Origin of the sequence: Streptomyces sp. NPDC006193 (assembly GCF_040613915.1) — a bacterium.
In the GTDB taxonomy this organism is placed as follows: Bacteria; Actinomycetota; Actinomycetes; order Streptomycetales; family Streptomycetaceae; genus Streptomyces.
Window position 1 is genome coordinate 381166 of record NZ_JBEXTB010000001.1, and the last position, 14794, is coordinate 395959.

Sequence of the window (14794 nt, forward strand, 5' to 3'; positions counted from 1 at the left end):
GTGCGGCTGACCCGCCCCCCGCAGGACGACATCGCCGACGGCCCAGGGCCGCCGCCGTGAAGGCGGCGGCCCTCGGGCGTGCTCGGAGCGTCCGGGTGCGCGGCCGAGCCCGAACCGCTCGACGCCCCTGCGCCCCTGCGCCCCGCACAGGCCACGCCCGGTGTGGACCCGTGCGCGCAGCGGTACGGCTCAGGCGTCGATGATGACGGGGATGATGAGGGGCTTGCGGCGGTGGGTGCGGAACGCCCAGTTCGCCACGGCGCGGGCGATGAGCTGTTCGAGTTGGCGCGCGTCCCCGACGCCTTCCTCGGCCGCGGCGGCCAAGGTCTTCTCGATGACGGGGACGACCGGCTCGAAGGTGGTGTCGTCGTGGACGAAACCGCGGGCCAGGAAGTCGGGGGCCTCGGCGAGCGCACCGGTGTCCGCGTCGACGATCGCCACCACCGTGACCACGCCTTCGGCGGCGAGGGTGAGGCGGTCCTTGAGGGACGCTTCGGTGGCGCCGCCGACTTCCATGCCGTCCACGTAGACGTTGCCGGCGGGGACCTTGCCGGTGATGGACGCGCGCCCGTCGACGAGGTCGACGACGACGCCGTCCTCGGCGATGACGACCCGGTCGGGATCGACACCGGTGCGGATGGCGAGGTCGCCGTTGGCCCGCAGGTGGCGCCATTCGCCGTGCACGGGCATGACGTTGCGCGGCTTCACGATGTTGTAGCAGTAGACGAGTTCGCCGGCGCTGGCGTGCCCGGAGACGTGCACCTTGGCGTTGCCCTTGTGCACCACGTGGGCACCCCAGCGGGTGAGTCCGTTGATCACCCGGTAGATGGCGTTCTCGTTGCCGGGGATGAGGGAGCTGGCGAGCAGGACGGTGTCGCCCTTGCCGATGCGGATCACGTGGTCGCGGTTGGCCATCCGCGACAGCGCGGCCATCGGTTCGCCCTGGGAGCCGGTGCAGACCAGAGTGACCTTGTGGTCGGGGAGCTTCTCCAGCTCCTTGGTGCTCACGACCAGGCCGGACGGGACCTTCAGATAGCCCAGGTCACGGGCGATTCCCATGTTGCGCACCATCGACCGGCCGACGAAGGCGACCTTGCGGCCGTGCTGGTGCGCGGCGTCCAGGACCTGCTGGATGCGATGCACGTGGCTGGCGAAACTGGAGACGATGACCCGGCGCGGCGCGGTGCGCATCACCTGCTCGATCGCCGGATTCAGCTCGCGCTCGGACGTGGTGAAGCCGGGTACCTCGGCGTTGGTGGAGTCGGTGAGGAAGAGGTCCACGCCTTCCTCGCCGAGGCGGGCGAAGGCGCGCAGGTCGGTGATGCGGTCGTCGAGAGGGAACTGGTCCATCTTGAAGTCACCGGTGTGCAGCACCATCCCGGCGCCGGTGCGGATCGCGACCGCGAGGCTGTCGGGGATGGAGTGGTTGACCGCCACGAACTCGCAGTCGAAGGGCCCGAACCGGCGCCGGTCGCCCTCCCGTACCCGCACCGTGCGCGGCCGGATGCCGTGTTCCTTGAGTTTGGCCTCGAGGAACGCCAGCGTCAGCTTGGAGCCGACGAGGGGGATGTCGGACCGCTCGCGCAGCAGGTACGGCACGCCCCCGATGTGGTCCTCGTGGCCGTGGGTGAGGACGACGGCCACGATGTCGTCCAGGCGGTCCCGGATCGAGGTGAAGTCCGGCAGGATGACGTCCACGCCGGGCTGGGTCTCCTCGGGGAAGAGGACACCGCAGTCGACGACGAGCAGTTTGCCGGCGTACTCGAAGACGGTCATGTTGCGGCCGATCTCACCCAGGCCGCCCAGGGCGATGACCCGGAGCCCTCCTTCGGGCAGGGGCGGGGCGGCTTTCAATTCGGGGTGCGGATGACTCATACCTTGACGGTACCCGGAGAGCGGGGCGTGATGATCCATCGCCTGCGCGATCGCGTCTTCCGGGCCGAGCGGGGCACCCACATCTGCCGCCCCGGACACGATCGGCCGACGCCAGCGGCCGGGTCCCCCTGCCACCTGGCTCCTGCGCGGGCACCGGTGCGTTGCCTGCCCGACTCCCCCGCACCGGCGGAGCGGCCGTAGTCACCCTGGCATGGAGCGGCGGCAGCGCAGCCGGCCGGTCCGACATGACCGGCGGAAAGAACGCGACGCCGCGACAAGAAGTGGGAAGCTCGGCTACCGGGCATCGGTGGCGCAAGGGAAAGCGGATATGGCGGCCCGGCTTCCGAAGACGGCGAAACTGATCGCCTATCCGAGGTTGCACGCCCGCGTCCAGGAGAGGCTGTCCGGCCGGATCACCACATCGGGCGGTATGCCGATCGCGGGACCGGCGACGGGTTCGTCGGCGCAGTCGCCACCGGCAGATAGGTGCGAGGTTCTAATCCTGGTCTCAGGTTGATCGGCGACGATGAGCGGCAAAGGCATCGACTGGAAGGGGGGCGGGCCGGCGTGCGGATCATGATCGCGGATGACGAGGCGGCCATCCGTGAGTCGCTGGAGCGGGTGCTCCAGGTCGAGGGTTACGACACCAGCACCGTCGCCAACGGTTTCGCCGTGCTCGACGGGGTGGGCGGGGCCGACGGTGACACGCTGGATCTGCTGATCCTCGACGTGATGATGCCCCGCCTCGGCGGGTTGGAGACCTGCCGGCGGTTGCGGGCCGCGGGTCGGGACCTGCCGGTGCTGATGCTGACCGCCCGTGACCAGGTCTCCGACCGGGTCACGGGGCTGGACGCGGGCGCCGACGACTACCTGCCCAAGCCTTTCGCCACCGAGGAGTTGCTGGCCCGGGTGCGGGCCCTGCTGCGCCGGCGTACGCCGGCCGACGGGGAGTCGCAGGTCCTGTCGTTCGCCGACGTCCGCCTTGATCCCGACAGGTTCGAGGCGTGGCGGGGCGAGCGGCCGCTGCGCCTGACCCGGACCGAGTTCTCCCTCCTGCAGGTCCTCATGCGCAACGCGACCCGGGTCCTGACCCGCGACGCACTGTTCGAGGCGATCTGGGGCTTCGACATGAGCGCCACCGCCAACAACCTCCAGGTGTACGTGAGCTACCTGCGCCGCAAGATGGAGGCCGAGGGTGAGCCGCGACTGATCTACACGCTGCGCGGCCTGGGATACACGTTGCGGGAGACTCCTCCGTGAGCAGGCCCGCCGGCCGGGAAGCGCGCCGGCTGACCCGATGGTGGCGCCGGAGGTCACTGCGGACCAGGCTGACGGTGATCGCGGCGACGGCCATCGCGGTCAGCGTCTTCGTGGCCTTCCAGGTGGCCAGCGAGCTACTGGACTGGGAGCTGCGGGACACCGCCGAGAATCAGCTGCGCGCCGACTCCCGCGTCCTGGCGGCGAACGCGCAGCGCACCGGTCTGGCGCAGGTCCAGCTACCGCCGTATCCCGGATCCGGTCGGCTGGTGCGGGTCATCCTGCCCGATGGCTCGACCCGGACGCCGGCCGGCCAACCCGCGCTGCCCCCCGTCAGCGAGCGGGCCGGGCGCGTGGCGCAGGGCGCGTCGGCCGACCTGATGGAGTCGGACAACAGCGAAGAGGGCTACCTCGTCTACACGCTGCGGGCGGGCGACGGCGCGGTTCAGGTGGCCCGCGTCGCCGACGACAGCCCGGTCAACCGGTTCGGGTTCGGCATGCTGCTGATCGGGCTGTTCTGCGTGGCCGGCGGTGCCCTGGTCGGGCGGACCGTGGCGCGGACCGGGCTGGCACCGATCGACCGGCTGACCGCCGCCGCGGTACGTGTCGCGCGCACCCGGGATCTCGACGCCGACATCCCGGACGAGGGCGGTGGGGAGATCCGGCGGCTGATCCAGTCGATCAACGACATGCTAGCCGCGCTCCGGGACTCCCGGCGGGCCCAGCAGCTGCTCGCCGAGGACGCCGCCCACGAGCTCAGGACCCCGCTCACCAGCCTGCGCCTCAACGTCGAGCTGCTGATCCGGCTCGATCGGCGCGGCACCCTGGACAGCGCACTGCCGGCGGAGAGCCGGACCCGGCTGCTCAATGATCTCGGCGCACAGGTGGCCGAGTTGAGCACCCTTTCCGCCGAGCTGACCGACCTGGCGCGCGGTGACGTCAGCGACGAGAACACCGAGCTGCTCGACCTCGCCGACGTGGTGGTGGCCGCCGCGACCCGGGCGCGTTCCCGCGTGCCCGACATCGAGGTCGCGCTCGAAGTGGCCTCCGTGTGGGTGAGCGGGCGTCCCGCTGCGCTCCAGCGGGCGGTGCTCAACCTGATCGACAACGCCGGCAAGTGGTCCCCCGCGGACCAGCCGGTCCAGGTCCGGCTGCGTGCCGAGGGCGCGTCGGCGGTGATCGAGGTCGACGACGCCGGGCCGGGCATCGACGCCGCCGACGTACCGCGGGTGTTCGACCGGTTCTACCGTGCCGACAGCGCCCGGGCGTTGCCGGGATCCGGCCTGGGGCTGTCGATCGTGCAGCGGGTCGTCGACGCCCACGGCGGCCGGGCCACCGTCGCCCGCTCCGCACGCGGTGGCGCGCTGCTTCGGGTCGACCTTCCGGCCGCGGCCCCGCCCGGCCCGATCGCGCGGCTCACCGCCGGGGAGGACACCGCGGCGCGCTGACCCGCCCGGCGGCGCGGCGCAGCGTCACTGTTCCTTCGAGGTCGCCGGGCCGGCTGCCGGGCGCGAGCTGCGTTTGATCGGCAGCGAAGTACCGCCGAACGCGAGCACGCCGAGGCCCTCGGAGTGCAGTGCATCGATCACACGGCCGAGGACGTCGCCACCGCGGCACGCGAGCCGGCTCCGGACGGCTTCGACGGGATCGTCGACCTGGTCGGAGGCACCTCGCTGACGGTCACCCCGCTGGCCAGGGATTCCCGCCACGTCATTGCAGTGGGTGATACGTCTGTGCCCGATCTCGGTGGGCGTTTCGTCGAGCGTCGCCTCGACCGCGAGAACCTGGAACGGTCAGCCCGGCTGGCCCTCGACGGGCTTCTCGTTACCCGTCATCACCGCGGTCCATCCGCTCTCCGACGCTTCGGCCGCCCTCGCCACCGTGAAGAACGGTCACCTCGGGCAGGGTTGTCATCGAGGTGGCATGAGGAGTGCCCGGCTGTCCGACGCTGTCGACCGTCCCTCGCGGACTGACGGGAACCCGTGGTCAGCGCTTCATCAACTGAGCACGTTCACCTGTACGGGACGGGCACGTTCAGGCGTACGCCGACACCAGCCCCGGCCCGTGGCGCAGGACCGATGGGCGGCGAGCGTCGGGCCCATGAAAAAAGTCCGGGACGGGCCTCGGTGCCCGTCCCGGATCTCGTCCGTGCCGCCGCGCTCACCGTTGCAGCGCGGACTCCTCTTCGTCGGCGAGCGACTGTCGATCGTTCGGCAGCTCCGCCGCTGGACGGGACAGCCGGCTCGGCCACCACATCCGCCGGCCGATCAGCAGGGTGAGGGCGGGCACCAGGACCGACCGCACCAGCAGAGCGTCGAGCAGCACGCCGAAGGCGACCAGGAACCCGACTTCGATCAGCATCACCAGCGGAAGTGTCACGAGGACCGCGAACGTTGCCGCCAGCACCAGGCCTGCCGAGGTGATGACGCCACCGGTGGCGGAGAGGGCTTTGAGCATGCCCTCTCTGGTGCCGAGGCGTACGGTCTCCTCCCGGGCCCGGCTGGCCAGGAAGATGTTGTAGTCGACGCCGAGCGCCACCAGGAACAGGAATGCCAGCAGCGGCACCGAATAGTCGACGCCCTTGAATCCGAGGATCGTGTCGAAGACGAACACGCTGCCGCCGAAGGCCGCGGCGAATGAGACGATCACAGTGGCCATCAGGACCAGCGGGGCCAGGATCGCGCGCAGCAGCAGCCCGAGGACGATCAGGACGACCGCGAGTACCAGCGGGATCACCAGCTTCTCGTCACGCCTGGTGGTCACCTCGGTGTCGAGGTTCTCCGCGCTCGGCCCGCCGACGACCGCCTCCGCCCCGCTCACCGCGTGCACGGCGGTGCGCACCCGCTTGATCGTTTCGTACTCTGCAGCGGTGTCCGGCGCGTCCTCGGGGAACACGGAGATGGTGGCCCAGCCACCGCTGGTCTGCTCCGGGACGGCCAGGGCCACACCGCGAGTGTCCTTGACGAGGTCGAGCACCCGCTCCTGGTGCGCCGGCCGCGTGAAGATCGTCATCGGCTGGCCGCCGAGCTCCGGGAAGTGCTGGCGGAGAACGGTGAAGCCGGTGACCGACTCCGGCGCGGACAGGAACTGGTCCTGCTCCCGCAGAGCGCCGGTGTTGCCCGCCAGCCCGAGGGCGAGCACGCCGAGGATTCCCAGCGAGCCGAGCGTCGCCACCCACCGGCGGCGGCTGATGGCGGTGCCGAGCCGCCCCCACAGCCCCGGCTTCTCCTCCACAGCCGTGCTGAAGCGCGGGACGGCCGGCCAGAAGATCCGCCTGCCGAGCACCACGAGCACCGCCGGGAACAGCGTCAGCATGGCCACCAGCGCGCACAGGATGCCGGCCGCACCGATCGGGCCCAACCCGCTGGTGCTGTTCAGGTCCGCGACGAGCAGGCAGAGCAGGCCGGCGATCACGGTGGCCGCGGACGCGACGACGGCCGGCGCCGCGGAGCGCAGCGCGTGGACCATCGCGACCCGGACGTTCTCGTGGTGGTGCAGTGCCTCCCGATATCGAGCGATGAGCAACAGCGCGTAGTCCGTGCCGACGCCGAACACCAGGATCGTCAGCAGCGCCGAGTTCTGGTCGTTGACCACGATGCCGAAGCCCTTGACGAGCAGGTAGACGGTCCCCATCGAGGTCAGCGCGGCCGCGCCGACGGCCACCAGCGGGATGATCCACAGCACCGGACTGCGGTAGGTGAGGATGAGCAGGAGCGTGACGACGACGATGGTGGTGAGGAGGACCTGCACGTCGATGCCGTCGAAGACGGCGTCCATGTCGCCGTCGATCGCGCCGGGGCCGGTCACGTCGAGTTCCAGACCGGAGGGGCGGTCCTTCACGGCGTCACGCAACGGGCCGACGATGTCCTCCGGTGCGCCGTAGGTCGTGCTCACCTCGAGGGTGAACATCATCGCCTTGCCGTCGGCGGAGAGGCTCGTCGGTGCGCCCTCGCCGTCCTCGCCCACCGCCGCCGTCTCCTTCGGCAGGTACCGCTTGGCAAGGGTGTCGTAGTGGCGCTCGACCGTCGCGCGGTCGGCGTCGGTCAAGCCGCCGGCGCGGTGGTACACGAAGACGAACGTGTTGTCGTCACCGTCGGGGAGACTGTCCTCCAGTATCGCGACCTTGGTGGACTCGGCACCGGCCGGCAGGGTGTCCGCGGCGCTGTCGGTGGTGACCGAACTCAACTTTCCGCTCAGCGGCACCATGCCCGCCGCCAGCACCAACCACAGGCCAATCACTATCCACGGCACCCACCGGCCTGCCAACCGGCCGGTCGGCGCATCGCCGGACGGCGCTTCGTCGACTGCCATCACTAGCCTCCTACATACGGCTTACATCGCTTGTCCGATGGCCTCCTTCCTAGTGAGCGGACCTGAGACGAGCGTTAGAGCCTGTGACGTAGCCGGCGCCCGTCGTGGACGGTGATGTCGGTCATCGACGTCTTGTGGGGTGGGTGTGTCGCGGTGAATCGTCCGCGCCGCTGTCCGTCGGACACCTCGGACACCGAGTGGAAGCCCACCCCGCCGAACCGCCCGTCCCGGCCGGGCTCGGCGAACTGACCGCCCCGCAGCGCGCGCTCGCGGACTTCCTGCACGCGTGGACGACGACCCGCTGACCGTCGCGGCCCGGGCCAGTCCCGCAGCGCCCAGGAAACCGGCCGGGCCCAAGGCCGCTACGGGTGTCGCGACACCACGTTCCGGTCGGCCCCGCCGACGTGGTCGAGCGTCATATGAGCGTCAAGAGTGCGGACGACCGGCCGTCGCGCAGCCGCTCCCGTCCGTCACTCCAGCGCACATCCCGCAGGTGAGGCGGGCCCGGAGGGTTCGACCTCCTGGACACCGCGAAACAGGTCGAGACCCTGCTGAACCGCAGGTCAGCGGCTCTTCTCCGCGGGCTCCAGGATCGCCACGCACTCCACGTGGTGGGTCATCGGAAACAGATCACACGAGAGAGACTCGGAAAAATGCCAGGTCAGAAGGTGTCTCTCGGCCCTTCGAGAGGCTGGCAGATCCTCAGAGCGTCAAACGAGCGTCATGGCCACTGCATGCGCTGGCCTCTCCTTCCCACACCGGGTGATGTTGCAAGGGCGACGCCGGTCTGGCCGAGTGAGGCCTAGACACCTCAAGGACATCGTGATCATGCGCAAGGCCGTCACCGCCCTCGCCGACCGGCTCCCCACATCCCCGCCGGAACTACCCGAGCACTCGGACTACCCGCGCATCCTCGCTGTCTTCAACGAGACGATCGGCCCCCTGCGGGCCAAGGACGTCTGCCAGGCCCTCGACCACGAACTGCTTGCCGAAGAACGTCGAATGCACCCGGGCCACGCTGAAGCACCTGGTCAAACTCGGCATTCTCACCGAAGCCAACACCGGAAACTGCGGCCGGGTAGCCGAGGGTCGCTGCCTCCAGGGCGTGGCCGAGGGCATCGGGCAGGTAGCCGAGTGATGCCTCACCTTCCTTCGGGTCCAGCGAGTTGACGTCGGGGAAGAACTCCCACTTCTCGTTGGTAAAGAAGTCGAGGTAGTTGTCGATCGCGGCGCCGTCCTTGTCCTTGCCGAGATCGGCGGTGGCGCCGCGGTTGACCGTACCGTCCTCGTTGTACGCGGTCGGGGGGTCGGTGAAGAACTTCTTCGCCGCTTCCGGGCTATTGCCCAGCGCCTCCAACATGGCGGTGACCGGATCGTAGCCTGGGCCGTTCACTCCGGACGGGTTGTAGGGGTTCTTGATCCAGCTGTTCACCATCTTGGTCTCGGCGAACAGACCCGGGTTCTTCTGGTGCAGTTGCGCCACGTTTTCCGCGATCGGGTTGAGGAACTTCGCGTCATAGTTCCCGTACCGCATGATCCCGCCGAGCAGTTGGTATCCGAACGGCCCGCCGGAACTGTACTTGGACAACTCGATGTGCTCGGTACCCAACTTGCGGAGTTCCGGGCCCCATTTGTCGGTGAACTGCTTGTCGTGGGAGGCCGTGGCGAGGTTGAGGCCGAGGTTCTTCTGAAGCTCTTGGACGTCCTTGAGGCGCTCCTGGTCGACCTTGCCGTACTCCTGCGTGTCCATGGCCACCTGACCGAAGAAGGCGAGCGACTTCTCGGGGCCGAGCTTTTTATAGAATCCCGTGGCGAACTCCCGCGACGAACTGTTGTCCTTCAGCAGTTCGTTGAGCGGAGTTCCTTGTGTGTGAGGTCCTGGCCCTTGGCTGCCAGAGCGGCGGCGCGGGCGGCCTCCTCCTGGTCCAGGTTCGTGTACGTCGGAGCGCTGAAATTCTTGCGGTCAGTGACGTTGGTCTCGAGGGCATTCTTGAGGGCGAGGTCGGTGTCGTTGCAGTGGTCGACGATGGTGTCGATCCTTTTCTGCCACGACTCGATGTTCCGCTTCTCGTCCTGCAGAAGCTTGCTGTAGTCGGGGTCGTGCCGCGCCGTGCCGCTCTCGGACAACGGGTTCCGCGCCGTAACCTTGCCCTTGCCGTCCACACGGATACCGGCCGCAGGCCCCTCGTGATCCTGGAGGTTGACCAGTTCGTCCTTTGCCTTTTTGATGGCAGAATAACCCTCCTCCAAAATCTCCTTCACCCCCTTGGCCTCGGCTGCGGCATCCTTGAATTCCTTGGCCGCCTTACCAATGAACGCCTTGGTGACCCCTGCGTTGCATCCCTCCCAGGCCGCCCTGTCCGCTTTCGTCTTCATCCCGTCGGCGGCTTCTTCGGTGAGCTTTTCCAGCTTCTTCGCCATCTCCGACCAGTCGTCGACAGCGTCCTTAACTTCGCCACCGGGGCGTCGACTACGTCCTTGTACTTCAACATGCCAAGCGTTCCCTGGAGTCCTATTTCATGTATTCTGAAAGTACGGGAATACGCGTCAGATCTCCCTCAATCTTCGCATCATCCTTGGCGTGCTGGGCCTTGCTGTAATCGAGGTGATGCGAAATCTGCGCACAGGCATCCAGCAGCGTCCTCAGGTGCGTCTTCCTGAAGTCGTGCACCTTCAGCACGGCCGAACCGCTCACGAAGTTCCCGTTGGTCAGCGCCGTCGCCACTAGCTCTTCTCGTCGGCCATCCGGGAGCCGGAGCGTCGGACGAGCGTCAGCGGACCACCTGTCCGGCCGCCGGCGCGTGCGGGTCCCGGACGCACCGGCCTGCGGGAACTGTTTATCACCGGCTCGGCCCATCCGACCGAGACCCGCGCATCCGGTCACGCTGCCGCGATGACGGATGCGATGCTGCGGTGCCGGACGACGCCGTGCGCGGTAGGCGTGGGCGACTGCGTAGGCCGGCGCGTCGGCTCGGGGTTCCAGTCGCGGGACGCGGACATACGATTCCGGCACCGTCATGGGAGCGAGTGCGGTGGACGTTCCGCGGCCGCCCTCCAGGGTGAGCGGGCTGAGCTGCGGGTGGCCGATCGGGGCGGTGAGGACGAGGTCGCCCTCTGTGCCGTTGATCTCCCAGCGGAAGTTGGTTCCCCGGGACACGCCTCCGCGGTAGTGGAAGGCAACCACCGCTCCGCCCGGCAGCCGTCCTGAGGCCACCACCTGGTCCGCGGCGGTCATCGGCACGAGCTGTCCGCTCTCGGTGTCCACGGCCGACGTGCGCCTCGACACCAGGTGGATCTGCAGTTCCTCTGGCTCTCCCAGGATCGACGCGAGTCCGTCGAGAGCGTGGCTGAAGGGAATCGTCAGCAGTGTCGCCCCGTTCGCGGCGTCGAGCACATAGTGATCGCCGGGGCCGACGGTGGCCCCCCAAGCGCCGCCGGAGCCGACCACCGTCGTGGACAGCACCTCCCCCACACAGCCGTCGGCCACGAGATGCCGTGCGTAGGTGAGCGCCGGATGCGACCGCGCCTGGAGTCCGACGACGGTCGACACGGCGCGGCCGCGCGCCAACCGCGCCATGTCCTCGGCTTCCGCGAGCCCCTTGCCCAGCGGCCACTCGCACAGCACGCTCTTGCCGACGGCCAGCGCCGTCCGCACCAGTTCCCGGTGGTACGGCACCTTCACCGCCACCACCAGGTCCACCTCGTCACAGGCCACCAGTTCGGCAGCCGTCCCGAAGGCACGGGACACACCGTGCTTCCGTCCGGAGCGCTCCGCCGATTGTTCCGAACTCGCGCTCAGGGCCCTCAGCTCATAGCCCGGGACGGCGCGCAGGGCGGGCAAGTGGGAGCGCTCGGCCCAGCCACCGTGCGCCCCGAGTCCTATGATCCCTACTCCGATCGGCTTCCCGGCTTGGGCCAGCTCGGCAAGCAGCGACTCGGATGTGTTCATGATTCGTCACCTGTTCTTCGTGTGAACGGCACGGACGTCCCTCGCAATGGCCCATGGAGCAGATATGGAAGCGCCCCTTCACGTGCCCGGCTCATCAGAGGTGGGGCCGCGTGTCGAGCAGGTGCCGGTGCGGGAGATTCACGCCCGGTGGGTACGGGGGTCTGCGGGTGATGCCGTGGACGGACGTGCGGGATACGGTGCTGTCGTGGGTGCCGCGGAACTTCCGGTCCGGCTCACCGGACACGCTGACGGAGACCGTGCCGCCGGAAGGCCCGATGCCTGAAGCCGGCCCGGCCGTCGGCGGTCGATTCCCCGTGCGCGCAGAGGGCTTCGGACCGCGCTCGCTGTCCAGCAGAGCCATGAGGGGTGCGGCGTAACGGGTCCCGGCCACCGCCCCGGCCGGGACGGCCTCGTCCATCCCGTCGAGGTCGGCCTCGGTCAGCGTGACGTCGGCCGCCGCCAGAGCCTCCTCGATGCGGTGCGGTCGGCGGGCACCCAGGACGGCCACGATGGTGCCGCGCTCGCGGCCCCAGGCGACGACCCAGGCGGTGGCGAGCTGCGCGACGCTGATGCCGCGTGCGTCGGCGAGCGGTCGCAGCCGGTCGACCAGGGTGAGGTTCGTGGCGAGGTTGTCGGGGTGGAAGCGGGGCACCCAGTAGGTGCGCGGGTCACCTCCGGCGGGTTGCCGGTGGGTGCCGGTGAGCAGACCGTGCGCGAGGACCCCGCAAGCGGTGACGCCGATCCCCAGCTCGCGGCAGGTGTCCAGGATGGCGTTGGTCTCGGGGTCACGGCTGAACAGGGAGTATTCGATCTGTACGTCGCAGATCGGATGCACGGCGTCGGCACGGCGGATGGTCTGCGGCCCTACCTCGGAGAGTCCGATGTGGCGTACGAATCCGGCCTGGACCAGTTCGGAGATCGCGCCGATCGTGTCCTCGATCGGGGCGTCGGGGGCGAGCCGGGAAGGGCGGTAGATGTCGATGTGGTCGGTGTCGAGGCGACGCAGCGAGTAGGCGAGCGCGTTCTTCACGTGCGGGACGGCCCTCGATGCCGACGAAGTTCCTGTCGGGATCGCGCAGGCCGCCGAACTTGACACTCAGGAGCGCCCTCTCGCGGTCCCTGTCGCGGAGGGCGCGGCGGATGAGGTCCTCGTTGTGCCCCATGCCGTAAAAGTCGGCGGTGTCGAGAAGGGTGACGCCGGCCACGAGGGCCGCGTGGATCGTGGCGATGGCATCGGCCTCGTCAGCGGGCGCGGTGTGGTCGGACATACCGGCGCAGCCCAACGCGACAGGGGCGATTTGTAAGCCGCCGCTTCCAAGGGTTCGGGTGCGCATGCATCCTTCTGCGGGGTGGAGTGGTGAGCGCGACCGTCAGGGGCCGACGAAGCGGCAGACGCCTTCTAGTGTTGACATATCAACACAGGATGCCGGGACTTCCGAGCGGGACGAGGCACCGACCGAGGCCGCACTGGATCCCGTCGCCCTCTGGTCCGCCTTCAAGCGCGCCCACGAGATCGTCCGAGCCCGTGTGATCGCGGACGCCGCCGAGGCGGCGGGCCTGTCCGAGCCGGACCTGACGATCCTCGCCACCCTGAACAAAGCGGGGGGCTCCTTGCGCCAGAGCGAGCTCGCCGCGTCGCTCGGCTGGGACCGTACCCGCGTCTCCCACCAGCTCACCCGCATGGGCAAGCGCCGGCTCGTCGCCCGCGGACGCGCCGGCGGTGTCACCGTCACCCTCACCGACACCGGACAGCAGGCCGTCACCGCCGTGCATTCCGGCCTGGACGCCGCGGTGCGCCGCCATTTCACCGACAAGCTCTCCGCGCAGGAGATCGAAACACTCGACTCCGTGCTTCGCCGACTGTAACCGGCGGAGCACGGAGCCGACAAGCCGCACGGGGCCGCTGCCGACGGACACGGCCGCGTCCCTGGTACCTCCGAGATGCCGTCGCGGCCCTCGAGGAGCAATCTCCGGAATTCCCCGGGCGAGTCCGCCTCGCCGGCGAACCGGCGTCCCCTGCCGATGACCGCCACGGGTTCTCCGTTCCCGGACATGCGCTCGTGTTCCTCACCCGGACGGGGGCAGGGCGAAGCCGGTCTCCGCAGGCAGCCGGCACGGCGGAGCCGGGGAAGCGGGCCGACAGCGGGTCAGGTACCGAAGCCCGTCGTCACCGGCCCTCGAAGACCAGGGGAAGGGCCAGCGGCCCTCTGATCATCGCGCCGCGCTGCCATTCGATGGAGTCCGCCGGCACGGCGGGCGAGAAGTCCGGGAAGCGGGCCAGTACGGCGCGCAGCGCCGCGACCGTCTCCATCTTCGCCAGCTGCGCGCCCAGGCAGAAGTGGATCCCCCGCCCGAAGGAGAGGTGCCGGGCCGCTTCCGCCCTGCGCACGTCCAGGCGCCCCGGGTCGGGGAAGGTGTCCGGGTCCATGTTCGCCGCCGCCACCCCCACCATCACGCCCTCGCCCTCGCGGATGTCCGTACCGGCGAGCTCCAGGTGGTGGGCGGCGTACCGCCAGGGCGCGAGCTTGACCGGGGAGGTGTACCGCAGCAACTCCTCCGCGGCGTTGGGGAGCAGCTCGGGGTGGCCGGCCAGGTCTCGGCGCAGCTCCGGGTTCCGGGCCAGTTCGAGCAGCGACATGCTCAGCAGGTGGGCGGTCGACTCGTGCCCCGCGAGGATCAGCATGAAGAGCGTGCCGATGATCTCCTCCAGGCTCAGGCCGTCCTCCTCGCCCTGGGCCGCGACCATGGCGCTGGCCAGGTCGTCGCCGGGCTCGCGTCGTTTGAGGGCGACCAAGTCCTCCAGGTGTTCCATGGCCTCCTGGGCGCACTGGACGTACGCGTCGACGTCGGCGGCGTGGCCGGCGTTGAGCACCCGGGCCCAGCGCTGCACCCGCAGTCGGCTCTCCTCGCTGTCCGGCACACCGAGCAGGTCGCAGACGATGCGCAAGGGGTACGGGGAGCAGAACGCGCTCACGATGTCCACGGGCTCGCGCGAGGGCAGCGCGTCCACCATCGCGACCGCACGCCTCTCCACGTCCGCCAGCCTGCGGCCGATGCGGGCGGCGCTGAAGGGACGCGCCACCAGCCTTCGTACCCGGGTGTGCTCGGGCGGGTCCATCTCCAGGATGTTGCGGAACAACACCGTACGAAGCCGGTCGGGCAGTCGGGAGAGGATGCCGCGGGAGCGCTTGCCGAACCGGAGCGGGTCCTTGATCAGCGCAGGGTTCGCCAGTGCCGCCACGGCGTTCCCGTACCGCGTCACGAGCCATGCCTGCGATCCGCTCGGCAGCGTGATCCGGTGGATGGGGCCGTCGGCGTGCAGTTGCCGGTAGGTGGACCTGGGATCGCTCTCCCATTCCCGGGAGAACAGCGCGGAAACCTGTGCTGCCGTCACGTGCCTCA

General features: G+C 69.5%; 6 protein-coding genes and 5 pseudogenes. 3 read left to right on the forward strand and 8 right to left on the reverse strand.

Going from position 1 to position 14794, the window contains the following annotated elements; all coding sequences use genetic code 11:
- Positions 1-189: 189 nt before the first annotated feature.
- On the reverse strand, positions 190-1875 hold the full coding sequence (locus tag ABZ261_RS01595) for a ribonuclease J (RefSeq protein WP_356854551.1): 1686 nt from the start codon (positions 1873-1875) through the stop codon (positions 190-192).
- Positions 1876-2442: 567 nt separating this feature from the next.
- Here ABZ261_RS01595 and ABZ261_RS01600 point away from each other — a divergent pair.
- Positions 2443-3135, forward strand: coding sequence for a response regulator transcription factor (locus ABZ261_RS01600; RefSeq protein ID WP_356854552.1), 693 nt, complete (start codon positions 2443-2445; stop codon positions 3133-3135).
- Complete coding sequence (locus tag ABZ261_RS01605) at positions 3132-4580, forward strand: HAMP domain-containing sensor histidine kinase (RefSeq protein ID WP_356854553.1); 1449 nt, start codon at positions 3132-3134, stop codon at positions 4578-4580. Before ABZ261_RS01600 ends, ABZ261_RS01605 begins: the two co-directional genes overlap by 4 nt.
- A 712-nt stretch (positions 4581-5292) precedes the next feature.
- Here ABZ261_RS01605 and ABZ261_RS01610 read toward each other — a convergent pair.
- From ABZ261_RS01610 to ABZ261_RS01630, 5 genes and pseudogenes are all read right to left on the reverse strand, one after another.
- Complete coding sequence (locus ABZ261_RS01610; RefSeq protein ID WP_356854554.1) at positions 5293-7443, reverse strand: MMPL family transporter; 2151 nt, start codon at positions 7441-7443, stop codon at positions 5293-5295.
- 1072 nt (positions 7444-8515) lie between these two features.
- Positions 8516-9935 (reverse strand): annotated as a pseudogene (locus ABZ261_RS01615) (hypothetical protein); the annotation flags it as partial.
- Between the two features lie 20 nt (positions 9936-9955).
- Positions 9956-10159, reverse strand: a pseudogene (locus ABZ261_RS01620) (hypothetical protein); the annotation flags it as partial.
- A gap of 831 nt (positions 10160-10990) precedes the next feature.
- Positions 10991-11392, reverse strand: a pseudogene (locus ABZ261_RS01625) (Gfo/Idh/MocA family oxidoreductase); the annotation flags it as partial.
- A 340-nt stretch (positions 11393-11732) separates the two neighbouring features.
- A pseudogene (locus ABZ261_RS01630) lies at positions 11733-12726 on the reverse strand (aldo/keto reductase); the annotation flags it as partial.
- Here ABZ261_RS01630 and ABZ261_RS01635 point away from each other — a divergent pair.
- Positions 12725-13258, forward strand: a complete 534-nt coding sequence (locus ABZ261_RS01635; protein WP_356854589.1) for a MarR family winged helix-turn-helix transcriptional regulator — start codon at positions 12725-12727, stop codon at positions 13256-13258. The pseudogene ABZ261_RS01630 and the gene ABZ261_RS01635 overlap by 2 nt on opposite strands.
- 62 nt (positions 13259-13320) lie before the next feature.
- Here the strand turns inward: ABZ261_RS01635 and ABZ261_RS01640 are convergent.
- Together ABZ261_RS01640 and ABZ261_RS01645 are read right to left on the reverse strand one after the other, a co-directional pair.
- Positions 13321-13446, reverse strand: a pseudogene (locus ABZ261_RS01640) (beta-ketoacyl synthase N-terminal-like domain-containing protein); the annotation flags it as partial.
- Positions 13447-13559: 113 nt separating this feature from the next.
- Complete coding sequence (locus ABZ261_RS01645; RefSeq protein WP_356854555.1) at positions 13560-14786, reverse strand: cytochrome P450; 1227 nt, start codon at positions 14784-14786, stop codon at positions 13560-13562.
- Positions 14787-14794 lie beyond the last annotated feature (8 nt).

Excerpts from the sequence above, each read along its gene's own strand:
- ABZ261_RS01595 (WP_356854551.1), bottom strand. The coding sequence starts at position 1,875 with ATGAGTCATCCGCACCCCGAATTGAAAGCCGCCCCGCCCCTGCCCGAA.
- ABZ261_RS01610 (WP_356854554.1), bottom strand. The coding sequence starts at position 7,443 with ATGGCAGTCGACGAAGCGCCGTCCGGCGATGCGCCGACCGGCCGGTTG.
- ABZ261_RS01635 (WP_356854589.1), top strand. The coding sequence starts at position 12,725 with ATGCATCCTTCTGCGGGGTGGAGTGGTGAGCGCGACCGTCAGGGGCCG.